A 15,797-nucleotide genomic window follows, 5' to 3' on the forward strand; every position below is an offset into this window, starting at 1 on the left:
GCATGCTCTCGGCGACATGTCCTCCAGGACTCTCGCTCAGAAGCTGCGGGCGATCAGCGCCCGGAAGTAGTTGACGTCGCCGCGCTCGGCGAAGCCGTGGGCGTAGGTGAAGAACAGGTCGATGGTGTCGCGGTAGCCGATGCGGAAGCTGAACACGAGCGACATGCCGAGGCTCCAGCGCAGCGCCTCGCGGGTCAGGCGCTCGGTCCAGGCCGCGCCGACGTCGGCGAACGGGATCGTCGTCAGGCGGCGCAGGTACAGCGGCAGCGAGCTCATGCCGCGCTCGATGTCGACGAGCGGGATCCGGTACTCGCTGTTGAGCACCGCGTAGTAGTCGCCGGGCAGCGAGCGCCAGGCGAAGCCGCGCAGGTAGCCGGCCTCGCCGAAGGCCTCGCGGCGGAGGAACGACTGGATGACGTCGGGCTGGTCGCGCAGGCCGCCGAGGCGGAAGCCGCCGAGCCGGCCGAGGCCGCCCGCCGAGGCGCCGCCGCCGATCCGCAGCGCCAGCACCTGATGGCCGCGCCAGGGCATGCGGATCCGCTCGGTGTAGGCGGCGCCGACCTGGATGTCGCCGTACTGCCCGCCGAGGTGCGGGTCGACCACTGACAGGCGCACGCTCGCGGCCCGCCCGGTCTCGTCGGCGTAGCCGTAGCGGACGCTGCGGAGGTTGCTGTAGCGCAGCTCGAGGTCGACGCGGCCGAGGTCGCCGGCGGCCGGCGGCGTGCTCGCGGGGGCGTTGGGGTCGAGCCGCTCGCGGTCGCGGTCGAGGTCGCGGAAGCGGGTGAACACGTAGTCGAGGCTGGCGCTGGCGTTGTGGATCGCGTGGCGCACGATCGGCACGTCGATGCCGGCGCGCACCGACGTCTGGCGCTCGCGGTAGCCCTTCTGCGCGTACGGCTGGAAGCTGCCGTCGGCCGAGATGTTGTCGTAGCTGTAGCGCTGGCTGCTGTCGTGGATCCGGAAGTCGCGGCGGAAGGCCAGGCGGAAGGTCGGCACCAGGCGGGCGAAGGTGTACTCGACCGAGCCGGTCGGCTGCCGTTGATCGACGAACTGGCGGAACACGCCGGTGAGGCGGTGGTAGCCGACCACGTCGGCGATCTCGAGCTTGGCCCCGAGCTCGAGGCCCTGACCCGCGCCGCCGAAGTCGAGCGAGGCCGGGGCGATGGCCCGCGGGTACATGGTGCGGATCGGCTTGTAGCGGGTGCTGCGGGCGCTGGCCGGCCGCCCGCGATCCTCGGGCAGCGGCGGGTTCGGCTCGTCGGCCGCCGGCAGGTCGTCGACCACGGGCAGCGGCTCGAGGAACGAGCTCGGGTCGAACTTCATGACCCAAAGGTCATATCCGGTCGAGCTGGCGCCGATGTATGCGATCCGCGTGCCGTCGTGGCTGACGACGGCGTCGAAGGCGGCGCCGAGGACGTTGGTGACCTGGTGCGTGCGACCGGTGGCGAGGTCGATCGCGTAGACGTTGATCACGTGGTCGCGGTCGGACGAGAACAGCAACCACCGGCCGTCGGGCGAGTACGCGGGGGTGATGTCGAGCCAGCGGTCGGCGGTGAGCCGTGTGTGCGTGCCGGCCTCGCGGTCGTAGACGTAGAGGTCGCGGTAGCCGCCGGCGCGGTGCATCGAGTAGGCGACCTTGCGCCCGTCGGGCGACCAGCGCGGGGTGTAGACCTGCTGCATGCGCTCGATCGGCGCGACCTCGGTGACCTCGCGGGTGTGCAGGTCGAGGAAGGCCAGGCGCGACTGGGCGGCGTCGTTGCGCACGAACACGACGGTGCGGCCGTCGGGCGCGACCTGGGCGTCGCGGGCGCGCAGGCCGAAGGTCAGCTGCTCGGTGTCCGCCGGGCCCTGGCGGGCGTTCGGCGCCCCGTGCTCGCCGTGCCACAGGTAGAGGTCGTTCCAGGCGTAGCGCAGGTCGTGGAGCGACCATTGCTCGAAGACCATGTCCTTTCCGCCAGGTAGGAACGAGCCGGTGGTCGCGCCCTGGACCTCGACGACGCGCTCGATGGCGGTGCTCTGGCCCTGGCGACCGACGCCGACGCCCTCGCGGATCGGTCCGCCGCGGCTCGAGATCCGGCGGATGCCCGGGTTCGAGTGGCCGTCGTCGTCGTAGAAGTAGATCATGCGGTCGTCGGCCGACCAGAAGGGCCGGCGCGAGAACGCGTTGCTGGCCTCGGAGGCGACGGTGAAGGTGAGGCGCCGGCCCTCGCGGACGCCCCGGCCGCGGATCGCCCGCGCCTGGGCCTCGAAGCGGCGGGTGATGTCGAGCTCGAACTCCTTCCACAGCTGCTCGAAGCTGACGCCGAGGACCCGCGAGACGGCGCGGTGGATCCCGTACGGCACGGCCTGGCCGCCGTAGGTGTGGCTGAGCTCGCGCAGCTTGTCGTGGCCGTAGTGCGTGCCGATGTAGTCGACGAGGTGGAGGCCGTAGAGATAGACGGTGGTGACGTTGGGGAAGATGGTGCCGGGCGAGGACACGCGGTCGATCGGCTGGAAGCCGTGCTCGAGCACGTGCATGCGCATCATGGTGTCGAACTGGGCCGAGCGGTGGCGGCCCTGCGACGACAGGCGCGACTCCTCGTAGGTCGCCAGGCCCTCGATGAACCACCGCGGCTGGGCGCCGTTGGGCGGCCACACCTTGCCGAGCACGCCGAAGCCGAGCAGCGCGTTGACGAGGCGCGGGACGCCGTGGATGGTGTCGATGTGGACGATGTGCGTGTATTCGTGGGTGAGCAGGACGTCGAGCCAGTCGTCGTAGCTCTCGAGCACCGACATCGACTCGGGCGCGGTGACGTTGCCGTTGATGTGCGCGTACGGGACGACCGAGGCGCTGCCGTTGGCAGAGTCGGTGTCGTCGGTGAGGATCACCTGCGTGCGCAGGTACGGGCTGTGGCCGAGGTCGGGGGCGAGGCGCGAGTGGGCCCGCTCCATCGTCGCCGCGGCCCGCTCCGCGGCGACCTCGTTGCCCTGGTAGTAGTGAATGACGAAGTGCTCGGTCTGCAGGGTGCGCCACCGTTGATCGCGGGTGCCCGCCTCCGCGACCGACGCGACGAGCGAGAGCAGCAACAGGCACCCCAACGCGAACCACCGCGCGCGGCCGGGGCGTGACGCAGACACCCTCGAATGGTATCAGGCCGTCGCGCCGAGGTGCTCACGGACCAGCGTCGTCAGCGCCGCCGGTCGCTCCTCGGCGACGGCGTGGCCGCAGCCGTCGACCCACTGCAGGTCGGCGCCGCGGATGGCCTCGCGCAGGCGCTCGGCGTGCTCGCGCGGGACGATGGCGTCGCGCTCGCCCCAGATGACGAGCGTGTCACACGTCAGGGCCTTGAGCCGCGGCAACATGCCGGCCATGCGCTCGTCGTTGGCGAGCTGGGTCAACATCGCGTAGGCCGCCTCGCGCCCGCCGGTGCGCGCGAGGCGGTCCCAGTAGAGGTCGAGGTCGTCCTCGCCGAGGCGGGTCGGGTCGGCCAGCGCGCGCGAGGTAGTGGGCCAGAGCTGGCCTTCGGTACAGGTTCTTGAAGACATACGGGCCGAGGCCGGGGACCAGGGCGAGCTTGCCCTCGAGCGGCAGCGGCATGGCGAAGCAGGTGGCGTCGACGAGGATCAGGCGGCGCACCCGCTCGGGGGCGGCGTCGGCGAGACAGACGGCGATCGCGCCGCCCCAGCTGTGGCCGAGCACGTCGACCTGCTGCAGGCCGAGGTCGTCGAGCAGCGCCAGCAACACGCGCGCGAGCCAGCTCGGGCTGTAGCCGGCGCAATGCACCGGCGGCGGGCGATCGCTGTCGCCGGCGCCGGGGAGGTCGGGGATCAGCAGGCGACGCGTCGGCGCGAGCTCGGGGACCAGCGCCCGGAAGGCGTAGCCGTAGACCATGAGGCCGTGGATCAGCAGCAGCGGCGGCTCGCCGTCCGCAGCGGCGGGGCCGAGGTCGCGGAGGTAGAGGCGGCCGAAGTCGAGCGACACCAGCCGCGAGCGATCGGGCACGACGGGCCGATAGCCCGGGGCCTTCACGGCCCGCCCTCCCCTTCGCTGCAGCCGTGGCGGAGGTGCTCGGGGAAGCGCGCGCGCATGGTCGCCAGCACCAGCTCGTCGGCCTCGCTGGCGGAGTCGACCTTGAGCACGCGCTCGGCCAGCTCCTTCATGTCGTCGGTCTTCGACGAGCGGATGATGTGCTTGATGACGGGGATCGCGCTCGGGTGCATCGACAGCTCGGCGACGCCGAGGCCGAGCAAGACCCAGGTGTAGCGCGGGTCGGCGGCCATCTCGCCGCACAGGCTGACCGGCACGTGGTTGCGCGCGCCGGCCTCGGCGACCTCCTTGATGAGGCGGAGGATCGCGGGGTGCATCGGCTGGTAGAGGTACGAGACGGCCTCGTTCTCGCGGTCGATCGCCAGGGTGTACTGAATGAGGTCGTTGGTGCCGATGCTGAGGAAGTCGACGCGCCGCGCGAAGTGCTCGGCGGTGAGGGCCGCGGCCGGCGTCTCGATCATGACGCCGATGTCGATGTCGTCGGCGTGCGCGACCCCGGCGGTGGCCAGCTGATCGCGCGCCTCTTCGATCGCGTCGAGGCCGGCGCCGAGCTCGTCGACGCCGCCGACCAGCGGCAGCATGATCGCCAGCGGGCCGTGCACGCCGGCGCGCAGGAAGCCGCGCAGCTGGGCGAGGAACATGTCGCGCTCGCGCAAGGCGAGCCGCAGCGATCGCATGCCCATCGCCGGGTTGCGCTCGTCCTCCAGCTCGAGCAGCTTGGTCGGCTTGTCGGCGCCGAGGTCGAAGGTGCGGAACACCACCGTGTACGGGGCGCAGCGCCGCAGGACGTGCTTCGCCATGCGGTAGTGCTCCTCCTCGCTCGGGAGGGTGTCGCGGTTCATGAACATGTACTCGCTGCGGTAGAGGCCGACGCCCTCGGCGCCGTGGCGCAAGGCGAGGTCGAGCTCCTCCGAGATGGCGATGTTGGCGCGCACGCGCACGTGCAGGCCGTCGAGCGAGACCGCCGGGAAGGCGTGCTCCTTGCGGATCTTCTGCTCGAAGGCGAGGTGGCGCTCGCGCTCGGCGTGGAAGTGGGCGACCTCCTCCGGCGTCGGCCGGACGATGATGCGCCCGCGCACCGCGTCGACGACGATGAGGTCGCCGGCGTCGACCGCCGCCAGCACGTCGTCGACGCCGACGACCGCGGGGATCTGCAGCGACCTCGCCATGATGGCACTGTGGGAGGTCTTGCCGCCGACGCCAGTCACGAGCCCCGCGACCTGGCAGCGGTGCATCCGCGCAGTGTCGGCGGGGCTGAGGTCCTGAGCCACCACCACCGACCCGGCCGGCGGATCGATCTCGTCGCCGTGCTCGCCGAGCAGCGCCTGCAGCACGTTCTCGATCAGGTAGGTGAGGTCGCTGCCGCGCTCGCGGATGTAGTTGTCGTCGGCGTGGCCGAGGACCTCGAGGATCTGGTCGGTGACGGTGGTGAGCGCCCACTCGGCGTTGGCGAGCTCCTCGCGGATCAGCGTTTCGGTGCGCTGGATCAGATCCGGGTCGCGCAGGATCATCTGCTGCGCCTTCAAGATCTGGCGGTGCTCGCCGTGCGGCAGCTTGCTCTTGACGACCTCGATCTGCTGCCGACACGCGCGCAGGGCCTCGTGCAGGCGCTCGATCTCGGGCTCGACCCGCTCGCGTTCGATGTGGGTGTGGAGGACGTGGACGCGGCGGCGGTCGACGACGTACGCCGGGCCGATGCCGACCCCGGGGCTGGCGGCAGCGCCGTCCATCTCGCGGCGCAGGCCGAGGTCGGTCTGGCGAAACAGGCCCGAGAAGGCGGCGCTCTCCGCTCCGTCGTTCACAGCTCTCGAATCCGCTCTTGATCAGCTTGCTCAGCGCGTCGAAGGCCGGCGTGGCGTCGGCACCCTCGACGCGAAGCATGACACGGCTGCCCTGACCGCAGGCCAGCATGAGCACGCCGAGGATGCTCTTGGCGTTGACCTCGGTGCCCTCGCGCGCGATCCAGACGTCGGACTTGAACTTGTTGGCGAGGTTCACCAGCTTGCTCGCGGCCCTGGCGTGGAGCCCGAGCTTGTTGACGATCTCGAACTCACCCTGCATCTGCTTGCTCATGCGGTGCTCTCCTTGGCGGGCGCGGGCGACGGGACGTGGACGGCCAGGGCCCGCCTGGCGGAGTCGGCGCAGGTGCGCGCGAGCTCCTCGGGGGACAGGGTGGCGCGATCGAGGCTGGCGAGCTTGAGCAGGACGTTGAAGCTGAGCCCGCTGAGCACCACCGGCGGCGCGGATGCCTCGCGGATCCCGCACGAGCACGGGCTGGCGCCGTAGGCGTCGGCGATCATCAGGACGCCACGGCCGCGGTCGGCGGCCTTGAGCGCGGCCTTGAGGCGCGTCTTGAGGTCGTCGGTCTCGCCGCGTCCGGCGTCGACGGCGACCACGTCGGTCAGACCCGTCTCGCCGCACACCCCGCGCGCGGCCTCCAGCAGGGCGCTGGCGCTGCGACCATGTCCCACGAGGACGATTCCCACCTGCTCAGGCATGAGCCGTCTCCTTGGCCGCCGCTTCCGGGAGGTCGCGGTGGCGGATGATGAGCTGCGGCGGCGGCCGCGACAGCGGTTCGCCTGCGGACAGCCGTTGCGCGAGGGCTTCCGTCAAGGCCACGGAACGATGCTGCCCGCCCGTACAGCCGAGCGCAACGGTGAGGTACGAGCGCCCTTCGCGCACGCTGCGCGGGACGACGAAGCGGAGCAGGCCCTCGAGGTGGTCGAGCAGCACCGCGGCGTCGGTCTGGCCGAGCACGAAGGCGGCGACCTCGGCGTCGAGTCCGGTGCGCGGGCGCAGCTCGGCCACGTCGTACGGGTTGGCGAGGAAGCGGACGTCGAACACGAGGTCGGCGAAGCTCGGCAGGCCGGTCTTGAAGCCGAACGAGGTGAGCACGAGGTGGAGCACCGAGGCCGCGCTGTAGCGGTCGCGGATCATCTGCCGGAGCTCGCGCGCCCGCAGGCCGCCGGTGTCGATGGTGGCGGTGGTGCGCGTCCGCAGCGAGCGCAGGCCCGCGCGCTCGTCGGTGATCGCGTCGGGCAGCTCGCCGAGCGGGTGGCGCCGGCGGGTCTCGGCGAAGCGACGCACGAGCACGTCGTCGGGGGCGTCGAGGAACAAGATCTCGACGCGGTGGCCGGCCTGCACGAGCTGCAGGTGGACGCTGGCGAAGGCGCCGAGGTGGCCGACCTCGCGCGCGTCGATGCCGACGGCGATCCGCCGCGGGGCCTCCTCGGCCGCCAGGACGTCGACGAGCTGCGGCAAGAGCAGCACGGGGATGTTGTCGACGCAGTAGAAGCCGATGTCGGCCAGCGCCGCGAGGGCGGTCGACTTGCCCGCCCCGCTCATCCCCGTGACGACGAGCAGCTCCACGACTACTCGACCTCGGGGGAAGGCACGGCGCCCGAGCTGGCGCGCGGGGTCGGCACCGGGACGTCGGGGCCGGGCGAGCGGATGTTGGCCCCGCGAGCGCTGGCGGCGATCCGGGCGTTGATCTTCTCCTGGAACTCGCGCGCCGAGTCGTGGCCGCGGAACTTCAGCACCTGGTTGCGGGCGACGACCTCGATCAGCGAGGCGATGTTGCGCCCGGGCCTGAGCGGGATCCTGGCCAACGGGACATCCACGCCGAGGATCGGCCACACCTGCGGCTCGGTGCCGAGGCGGTCGTAGTCCTCCTCCTGCGCCTCGCTGAGCTCGACGACGACCTCGATCTTCTTGTTGTCGCGCACCGCGGCGACGCCGAACAGGTGCGTGATGTTGAGGATCCCGAGGCCGCGGATCTCCATGTGGTGCTGGTGCATCTCGAGGGCCGCGCCCCACACCGTGTCGGGCGGGCGCACCGAGACCTCGACGATGTCGTCGGCGACCAGGCGGTGGCCCTTGAGGATCAGGTCGAGCGCCGCCTCGCTCTTGCCGACGCCGCTGCGGCCGATCAGCAGCAGGCCGACGCCGAGCACGTCGATCAGCACGCCGTGGATGGTGGCGCGCGGCGACAGCAGGTCCTCGAGCTTCCGCGTCAGGCGCGAGATGAAGACCGAGCTCATGAGCGGGCTGCGCAGCACCGGCACGCCGTGGCGGCGCGCGACGTCCATCAGGAAGTCCGGCGGGTCGAGGCCGCGGGAGATCGCCAGGCAGCACAGCGGCTTGCTGCAGAACGCCTCGAGGCCCGCCCTCGCCTGCTCCGGCGAGCAGCTGAGCAGGTAGTCGATCTCGGTGAGGCCGAGCACCTGGATCCGGTCGGGGAAGACGTGCTTGACGAAGCCCGACAGCGCGAGCCCGGGCTTCTGGATCCGCATGCTCGTGATCTTGCGGTCGAGCTCGCCCCAGTCGGACAGCAAGGTCAGCTGGAGCGGTTCGGCGGCGGCGTCGAGGAACTTGCCGACCTCGATCGAGGCGTCTCTGCGCATGATGGGCGCAGTCTAGCAGGGCCGCCCGGCGGGCGCGAGAGCCCGCCGGGGCGCGCCGCGCGGCCGGTCACGTGGCGGCGGCGGCCTCGGCCTCGGACCCGTTGGGCTCGATGAGGCCGTAGTTGCCGTCTTCGCGCACGTAGACGACGTTGATCTCGCCGGACCCGGCGTTGGTGAACACGTAGAACTGCTTGTGCAGCAGGTTCATCTGCATGATGGCGCCGTCGACGGTCATGCGCTCGGTCGTGACCTCGGTCTGGCGGATGATCACGGGGCGCGACTCGGACTTGGCGTGGCCGTTGCCGTTGGTGGCGAGGGCGGCGACGGTCGCGGCGGCCTCGGCGGCGGCGTCCTCCTCCTCGACGATCTGGTCGACCATGCTCTCGGCGGCGATGACCCCCAGGCGGACCTTGGCCGAGCGGCCCTCACTGCCCTTGTGGTGCTTGATCCGCGCCTTGTAGCGCCGGACCTGCCGCTCCATCTTGGCCAGCGCCATGTCGACCGAGGAGTACATGTTCTCGGTCGACTCCTGCGCGTGCAGCTGCAGGCCGTTGCGCAGGGTGACGTCGAAAGCGGCGATGTGCATCACCTTGTCGACGGTGAACGTGCAGCTCACCCGCAACGGCTCGGCGAAGTAGCGCTTGATCTTCTCGAGGCGCTCCTCGGCGTAGCCGCGCAGGGCGGTTGAAGACTCCATCTGGCGGAAAACGAAGTGAGTCTGCATCGATCGGGCACCTTCTTGGTGGGTTTGGCTCCGGCCGTGGCCGGCTTCTTCTGATTGTCTGACCGCAAGGCCAGGAAAGGCCAGGCAAATCGGGCTTAAAGAGCTTACGGCGTTTCGCGCTGGAGAGCACGCCGAGTTGCTCGCGGTACTTGGCGACCGTCCTGCGGGCGATGTCGATGCCTTCCTCCTGCAAGAGCTCGACGAGCCGCTGATCACTGTACGGATGAGCCTCGTCCTCGAGGTCGATGAGCTTCTTGATGCGCTCCTTGACGGCCTCGCTGGCGAGGTCGTCGCCGGTAGTACGGCTGATGCCGGCGTTGAAGAAATACTTGAGCTCGAAGATTCCCTGCGGGGTGTGGACGTATTTGTTGGTCGTGACCCGCGAGACCGTCGACTCGTGCATCTCGATGTCCTCGGCGACATCCTTGAGGATCAGCGGCCGCAGGTGCTGGGGGCCGCGCTCGAAGAAGTCGCGCTGGAACTTGAGGATGCTCTTCGTGACCTTGACGATGGTGCGCTGGCGCTGCTGGATCGAGCGGATGAGCCACTGCGCCGAGCGCATGCGCTCGTGGATGTACTCCTTCGCCTTGGGGTGCTCCCCCACGGCCTCCTTGTAGAGGCCGCTGATCCGCAGCCGCGGCAGGCCGTCGTCGTTCAGCGTGACCACGAACTCGTCGCCCACCTTGATGATGTAGACGTCGGGCGTGATGTACTGCGGCGTCTCGACGCCGTAGGCCCGGGCCGGCCGCGGGTCCATGCCCATGATGACCTTGGTGGCCTCGTAGACCTCCTCGAGCGCCTCGCCGGTGTCCCGCGCGACGGCTTGATAGTTGCGGATCTCGAGGTTGTGCAGGTGCTTGGCGATGATCGCCCGCACCAGCGGATCCTCGACCGGGTGCTCGGGGTGGTTGGCCTGCACCCACAGGCACTCGGCGAGGTTGCGCGAGCCGATCGCCACCGGGTCGAGCTGCTGGATCTTCCGCACCAGCGTCTCGACCTTCAGCGTCGACACGCCGAGCTTGCGCGCGATCTGCGGGGCGCTCTCTTGCAGGTAACCCGCGGGCGACAGGCAGCGCACGATGTACTCGGCGACCTCCTCGCCGGTCTCGTCGAAGTTCGACAGGCGGACCTGCCACATCAAGTGCTCGGCCAGCGTCTCGGCGCGGGTCAGGGTCGCCTCGAGCGAGGGGCCCTCTTCGTCGTCGTTGCTCGTGCGGGTCGTGCTCGCCCCCGAGGACGGCAAGTACTCCATCGAGTCGGCGTAGGCCTCCCAGTCGGCGCCCTCCTTCGGGACCTCGTCGACCTTGACCTCGGGGGCGCTGCGCTCCGGCTCCGCCGCCGGCTGCTCCTGCTGCGGCGCGTCGACCGCGTCCTGCATCTCCACCGAGCTCACCGGCTCCTCGGCGCTGGTCCCGATCTCGTGCGCCTCCTCGAGCAGCGGGTTCTCCATCAGCTCGCTGCGGACCAGGTCCACGAGCTCGGGCCGGGACAACTGCAGCAGCTTGATCGCCTGCTGGAGCTGCGGCGTCATCACGAGCTGCGTGCTCATCCGCAGGTCTTGGCGCATCTGAAGTGCCATGGTCCCTCGCCTCGCTAAACCGGTATTGGCAGAGCGTACACCTGGAACCAACGGCGACCGGGCGGGTGCCCCCGCACCCACCTTGCCGCTCGCACGCGGTGACGCGCCGTTGATTTGTCGCGGGGCCGCGGATTGCAGCGCAATCCCCGGCCGGATCTTCCGGGGCCGCGCGCCCCAAACCGGCCCCGCGAGGTCCTCAGGCGCGCTCGCGCTGGTACTGCAAAGACGCGGCGATGTACGCCGTAAACAACGGGTGCGGCGCGGTCGGCCGGCTCTTGAACTCGGGGTGAAATTGACAGCCCACGAAGAACGGGTGCCGGTCCTGCGGCAGCTCGATCATCTCGACGAGGGTGCCGTCCGGCGACCGACCGGACAGCACGAGGCCGCTGGCCTCGAGCTTCTCGCGGTAGCGGTTGTTGACCTCGTAGCGGTGACGGTGGCGCTCGGAGATCCTGCCGCAGCCGTAGATCCGCGCCGCCAGGCTGTCCGGGAGGAGGTCGCAGTCGTAGGCGCCGAGCCGCATGGTCCCGCCCTTGTCGGCCACCTCCTCCTGCTCGGCCATCAGCGCGATCACGGCCCCGTCGAGCGAGGGGTCGAACTCGGTGCTGTGAGCCCGGGCAATACCGCCGACGTGGCGCGCGAACTCGCAGACGGCCATCTGCATGCCGAGGCAGATGCCGAGGTACGGATCTTGCGCTCGCGGGCGTAGCGGATCGCGGCGATCTTGCCCTCGCTGCCGCGCGAGCCGAAGCCGCCCGGGACCAGCACGCCCCCGAGCCCGCCGAGCAGCGCCTCGGCGCCCTGCGCCTGGATCTGCTCGGCGTCGACGTAGACGATGTCGACCGCGGCGTTGCAGGCGAGGCCGCCGTGGACCAGCGCCTCGTGCAGGCTCTTGTAGCTCTCGGCGAGGTCGACGTACTTGCCGACGATGCCGATCGAGACGCGGTGCTGCGGGTGCTCGAGGGTGTCGACGATCCGCCGCCACTCCTCGAGCGGCGGCTCGCGGCTCCAGATGTTGAGCATCTCGCAGATCTTGTCGTCGAGGCCCTCGGCCCGCAAAACCATCGGGACCTTGTAGATGATGTCCTGGTCGGGCAGCGAGATGACGCTGTCGGCGCGCACGTTGGTGAACAGCGCCAGCTTGTCGCGCGTGCCCTTGCTGATCGGCTGCTCGGAGCGACACACCAGCAGGTCGGGCTGGATGCCGATCTCCCGCATCTTCATCACCGAGTGCTGGGTCGGCTTGGTCTTCAGCTCGCCGGCGGTGCGGATGAACGGCAGCAGCGTGAGGTGCACGAACACGGTGTCGCGCGGGTCGAGCGTCAGGCGCAGCTGACGGATCGCCTCGAGGAACGGGAGGCTCTCGATGTCGCCGACGGTCCCGCCGATCTCGACGATCAGGAGGTCGAGCCCCTCGGCCGCGGCGAGGATGCAGCTGCGGATCTCGTTGGTCACGTGCGGGATGACCTGGACCGTCTGGCCGAGGTACTCGCCGCGCCGCTCCTTGCGGATCACCGCCTCGTAGATCTGTCCCGAAGTATAATTGCTGTGGCGCGACATCCGGTGCGAGACGAAGCGCTCGTAGTGACCCAGATCGAGGTCGGTCTCGGCGCCGTCGTCGGTGACGAACACCTCGCCGTGCTGGGTCGGGTTCATCGTGCCCGGATCGACGTTGAGGTACGGATCGAGCTTCTGCAGGCCGATGTTGAGCCCGCGCGCCTCGAGCAGCGCGCCCATCGAAGCTGCGCACAGACCCTTGCCCAGCGAGGAAACGACGCCGCCCGTGACGAAGATGAACTTGGTGTGCTTCCCGCGACTTGATGCCACGGGCGAGTGGTATGGCAAAAAGCGCGGCCGGATCCATCGCCGTCGCCGCGTGCCTAGCTCACGCGACGACGCAGAAATATCGGGCTCGCAAGACTTCAGCCGCGCCAGCGGGCCGAGCGGCGCCAGGCCGAGACGTCGGCCTCGCCGCCTTGAGTCGACGCACCACGCGACAGCGACTCGGCGGCCCGCACCGCGGCGGCCGCAGCGATCGCCCGCGCGTCGGCCTCGCTCGGGACGTGCTCGGCGACGAGGTCGGGGTGCTTGTCGATGTAGCGGGTCGAGAAGTCGCCGGCGAGGAAGTCGGGCTCGTCGAGGCAGCGCAGGTGGAACGCGAGGTTGGTCTCGATGCCGAGGAGCACCGTCTCGCGCAGCGCCTCGCGCATGCGGGCCAGGGCGGCGGCGCGGTCGGGGCCCCAGGTGGTGATCTTGGCGATCATCGGGTCGTAGAAGCGCGAGACGACGCTGCCCGAGGCGACGGCGGTGTCGATGCGGATGTTGGCGCCGACCGGCCAGCGGACGAGGCGCACGAGGCCCGGCGAGGGCAGGAACTTGCGCGGGTCCTCGGCGTAGACGCGGCACTCGACGGCGTGGCCGCGCAGCTCGACGTCGGCCTGGGTGTAGCCGAGCGGCTGGCCGGCGGCGACGCGGATCTGGTCCCACACGAGGTCGCGCCCGCAGGTCGCCTCGGTCACGGGGTGCTCGACCTGCAGCCGCGTGTTCATCTCGAGGAAGTAGAAGCGCGGGCCCTTGGCTGTCTCTTCGAACAGGAACTCGACGGTGCCGGCGCCGGTGTAGTTGACGGCCTTGGCGGCGCGCACCGCCACCTCGCCCATGGCCTGGCGCACCGCGGGGGTCATCTGCGGGCTCGGGCTGGGGCTCTCCTCGATCACCTTCTGGTGGCGCCGCTGGACCGAGCAGTCGCGCTCGTTGAGGTAGACGGTCTCGCCGAACTGGTCGGCCATCAGCTGGATCTCGACGTGGCGCGCGCTCAGCACCGCCCGCTCCATCAACATGCGGTCGTCGCCGAACGAGGCCTTGGCCTCGCGCGCGGCGCCCTCGTAGGCCCGCCGCAGCTCGGAGGCGTCGTGCACGATCCGCATGCCCTTGCCGCCGCCGCCCGCCGAGGCCTTGAGCATCACCGGGAAGCCGATCTCACGGGCCGCGGACTCGGCCTGCTCGGCGTCGGCGATGTCGTCGAAGCCCGGCACCACCGGTACGCCGGCCTCGCGCATCGCCTTGCGCGCGCCGGCCTTGTCGCCCATCACGTTCATCGCGTGCGCGCTCGGGCCGATGAACACCACGCCCGCTTCCTTGCAGGCCTCGACGAAGTAGGCGCGCTCGCTGAGGAAGCCGTAGCCGGGGTGGATGGCCTCCGCGCCGGTCGCCTTGGCGGCGGCGAGGATCCGTTCGACGCGCAGGTAACTCTCGGCGGCCGGCGCCGCGCCGATGTGGACCGACTCGTCGGCCATGGTGGTGTGCAGGGCGTCTCGGTCGGCGTCGCTGTACACGGCCACGGTGGCGATCCCACGCTCGGCGCAGGTCCGGAACACACGCAGGGCGATCTCACCGCGGTTGGCGACCAGGATCTTGCGAAAAGGCGGCGTCATGGCAGAACGCCGGATCGGTAGCACAAAACGCCGGACGGCGCGGCCTCAGCGATGCGCGCCCGCCGGCTGCCACGGACCGAGCGCTCCGGGCTGCTGCGGCGGCGTTTGGGGCCGATGGGCCGCGTCGGCGTCGGCGGCCGGCGGGGCGACGGCCGGCTTCATGGATGCTTCTTCATCCTCACTGCCCTGCCCGCCCGCGGCGCTCACGGGCCGCTCGGTCACGCCGATCGGGCTCGCCATCGGCGGCGGCGGCGGGGTCGGCCACAACGGCGGCGGGGTCTTGTCGACGCAGCCGGCCGGCGCAAGGAGCACGAACGGCCCGAACAGCGCAGCGAGCACCCCTGCGGGGCTGCGGCGCGAGTTCGGGCCGGACGGACGCACGCGCACCTTCTCGGCTACTCGTCGTCCTCTTCGGCCGCGTCGCCGGAGAGCTCCTCGTCGTCGAGGCCCGTGTCGTCGAGGTCCTCGAGGCCGGCGGCGTCGTCGAGGTCGGGGGCCGGCCCCAGCTCCTCTTCCTCCTCGGCCTCGGCCTCGGTCTCGGTCTCGGTCTCCTCGACGTCGACGTTCTCGTCGCCCTCGGTGGTCTCGGGGGCCATGCCGACCTTCTCGAAGTCCGCGGTGAGCTCGGGGATGGTGTCACCCTCTTCCGACTCCTCCTCGCCCTCGATCACGCTGAAGGCCGCGGCCTCGAGGAAGGTGTTGTCGTTGCTGGTGAGCTTGAGCTTCTGGCGCTGCTCCTCGATGTACTCGAGCATGACGCCGGTGATCTGCTCCTGATAGCGGACCTGGCCGCCCTCGATCTCGCGGAGGGCGGTCACGGCCTGCTTGTTGTCGCAGACGACCTGGGCGGTGCCCTTCCCCTCCAGCAGCGCCCGAGCCCGACGGGCGGCGAGGATCGTGAGGGCGAAGCGGTTGGGGATCAGCTCGAGGCAGTCTTCGACGGTGACGCGGGCCATGGGGGGCGGAGTATGGGGGTGAGGGCGAAGGCGCAAGTCCCGGCCGGGCGGCTCAGAACGGCCGCCCACGCCGGAAACGGCGGCGACTCACATCTCGATGAGGGCTGCTGGCCGCGCTCGCGCAGGTCGAGGGTGTCGCGGACCCAAGCGATGAAAGCGGTGGCGTGCTCGCGGCGGAAGTTGAACGCCTCGGCCAGGAACAGCAGCGCCTCCATCTCGCCGTCGACGATCTTGTTGTCGGCGAGGGCGGCGCAGACCGCCTGGTAGAACAGGAAGATCCGCGCCTCGCGGTGCTGGACCGACCGCGCCACGTTGGACAGGTCGGACGGGTGGGAGAACTCGCGCCGGACCAGATCGCGCTCCTCGGGGAGGAGCATCATCTGTCCCATCAGCTCCTCGACGAAGTGGCGCTCGCTGTCGGAGACCTGGTTGTCGCGGGATGCCATGATCGCCACGGCGCGGGCGACAGCCACCTGCTCCTCGGGGGTGATGAGCTCTGCGATCGGGAAGTCGAGCATCCGCTTACTCCAGTGGGCTCAGGCTAACCCAAGTCCAAGGTCCTGGATAGCCGGCGCGGGCGCGCGTCCGCGGGCTAGAAATCACTGGTCCCGGCGCCGTGACAGGCGAGCGGACCGCGCGCCGCAGCCGCGCGCGGAGTAGATCTCCCGCGCGGC

The 15,797-nt window shown here is 70.5% G+C and carries 10 protein-coding genes and 4 pseudogenes; all 14 read right to left on the bottom strand.

Annotation, left to right across the window (positions count from 1 at the left end; all coding sequences use genetic code 11):
* Positions 1 to 36: 36 nt before the first annotated feature.
* Complete coding sequence (locus tag OV079_RS18470) at positions 37 to 3,066, bottom strand: hypothetical protein (protein ID WP_267770129.1); 3,030 nt, start codon at positions 3,064 to 3,066, stop codon at positions 37 to 39.
* Positions 3,067 to 3,154: 88 nt separating this feature from the next.
* Positions 3,155 to 4,009 (bottom strand): annotated as a pseudogene (locus OV079_RS18480) (alpha/beta fold hydrolase); the annotation flags it as partial.
* A complete protein-coding gene (ptsP, locus tag OV079_RS18485; protein WP_267770130.1) occupies positions 4,006 to 5,829 on the bottom strand; it encodes a phosphoenolpyruvate--protein phosphotransferase in 1,824 nt (607 codons plus the stop codon). The pseudogene OV079_RS18480 and the gene ptsP, both read right to left, overlap by 4 nt.
* Before the next feature lie 28 nt (positions 5,830 to 5,857).
* A pseudogene (locus OV079_RS18490) lies at positions 5,858 to 6,100 on the bottom strand (HPr family phosphocarrier protein); the annotation flags it as partial.
* Positions 6,097 to 6,525, bottom strand: coding sequence for a PTS sugar transporter subunit IIA (locus tag OV079_RS18495; RefSeq protein ID WP_267770131.1), 429 nt, complete (start codon positions 6,523 to 6,525; stop codon positions 6,097 to 6,099). The gene OV079_RS18495 and the pseudogene OV079_RS18490, both read right to left, overlap by 4 nt.
* Complete coding sequence (gene rapZ / locus OV079_RS18500; protein ID WP_267770132.1) at positions 6,518 to 7,396, bottom strand: RNase adapter RapZ; 879 nt, start codon at positions 7,394 to 7,396, stop codon at positions 6,518 to 6,520. Before rapZ ends, OV079_RS18495 begins: the two co-directional genes overlap by 8 nt.
* A 2-nt stretch (positions 7,397 to 7,398) precedes the next feature.
* The gene (gene hprK / locus OV079_RS18505) at positions 7,399 to 8,430 is read right to left on the bottom strand and encodes an HPr(Ser) kinase/phosphatase (protein ID WP_267708658.1); all 1,032 of its coding nucleotides are present in this window, start codon (positions 8,428 to 8,430) and stop codon (positions 7,399 to 7,401) included.
* A 67-nt stretch (positions 8,431 to 8,497) separates the two neighbouring features.
* The gene (gene hpf, locus OV079_RS18510; protein ID WP_338088917.1) at positions 8,498 to 9,154 is read right to left on the bottom strand and encodes a ribosome hibernation-promoting factor, HPF/YfiA family; all 657 of its coding nucleotides are present in this window, start codon (positions 9,152 to 9,154) and stop codon (positions 8,498 to 8,500) included.
* Positions 9,155 to 9,269: 115 nt separating this feature from the next.
* Positions 9,270 to 10,733: pseudogene (gene rpoN / locus OV079_RS18515) on the bottom strand (RNA polymerase factor sigma-54); the annotation flags it as partial.
* Positions 10,734 to 10,929: 196 nt separating this feature from the next.
* Positions 10,930 to 12,560, bottom strand: a pseudogene (locus tag OV079_RS18520) (CTP synthase).
* A gap of 95 nt (positions 12,561 to 12,655) precedes the next feature.
* Positions 12,656 to 14,167, bottom strand: a complete 1,512-nt coding sequence (locus OV079_RS18525; protein ID WP_267770134.1) for an acetyl-CoA carboxylase biotin carboxylase subunit — start codon at positions 14,165 to 14,167, stop codon at positions 12,656 to 12,658.
* 45 nt (positions 14,168 to 14,212) lie between these two features.
* Positions 14,213 to 14,548 carry a hypothetical protein gene (locus OV079_RS18530; protein ID WP_267770135.1) on the bottom strand — a complete coding sequence of 112 codons (336 nt, stop codon included), beginning with the start codon at positions 14,546 to 14,548 and terminating at the stop codon, positions 14,213 to 14,215.
* A 14-nt stretch (positions 14,549 to 14,562) separates the two neighbouring features.
* Positions 14,563 to 15,123, bottom strand: a complete 561-nt coding sequence (rpoZ, locus tag OV079_RS54165) for a DNA-directed RNA polymerase subunit omega (protein WP_276602738.1) — start codon at positions 15,121 to 15,123, stop codon at positions 14,563 to 14,565.
* Entirely contained in the window at positions 15,087 to 15,641 is a 555-nt protein-coding gene (locus OV079_RS18540) for a tellurite resistance TerB family protein (RefSeq protein WP_267770136.1), read from the bottom strand. The genes rpoZ and OV079_RS18540 overlap by 37 nt, the downstream gene beginning before the upstream one ends.
* Between the last annotated feature and the right edge of the window lie 156 nt (positions 15,642 to 15,797).

The organism is Nannocystis pusilla, from assembly GCF_026626665.1.
Classification (GTDB): domain Bacteria; phylum Myxococcota_A; class Polyangia; order Nannocystales; family Nannocystaceae; genus Nannocystis; species Nannocystis pusilla.

What these genes read in the sequence shown, in the direction of transcription:
- OV079_RS18525 (WP_267770134.1), bottom strand. Translation starts at nt 14,167, where the DNA reads ATGACGCCGCCTTTTCGCAAGATCCTGGTCGCCAACCGCGGTGAGATC.
- hprK (WP_267708658.1), bottom strand. Translation starts at nt 8,430, where the DNA reads ATGCGCAGAGACGCCTCGATCGAGGTCGGCAAGTTCCTCGACGCCGCC.
- rpoZ (WP_276602738.1), bottom strand. Translation starts at nt 15,123, where the DNA reads ATGGCCCGCGTCACCGTCGAAGACTGCCTCGAGCTGATCCCCAACCGC.
- OV079_RS18540 (WP_267770136.1), bottom strand. Translation starts at nt 15,641, where the DNA reads ATGCTCGACTTCCCGATCGCAGAGCTCATCACCCCCGAGGAGCAGGTG.
- OV079_RS18495 (WP_267770131.1), bottom strand. Translation starts at nt 6,525, where the DNA reads ATGCCTGAGCAGGTGGGAATCGTCCTCGTGGGACATGGTCGCAGCGCC.
- hpf (WP_338088917.1), bottom strand. Translation starts at nt 9,154, where the DNA reads ATGCAGACTCACTTCGTTTTCCGCCAGATGGAGTCTTCAACCGCCCTG.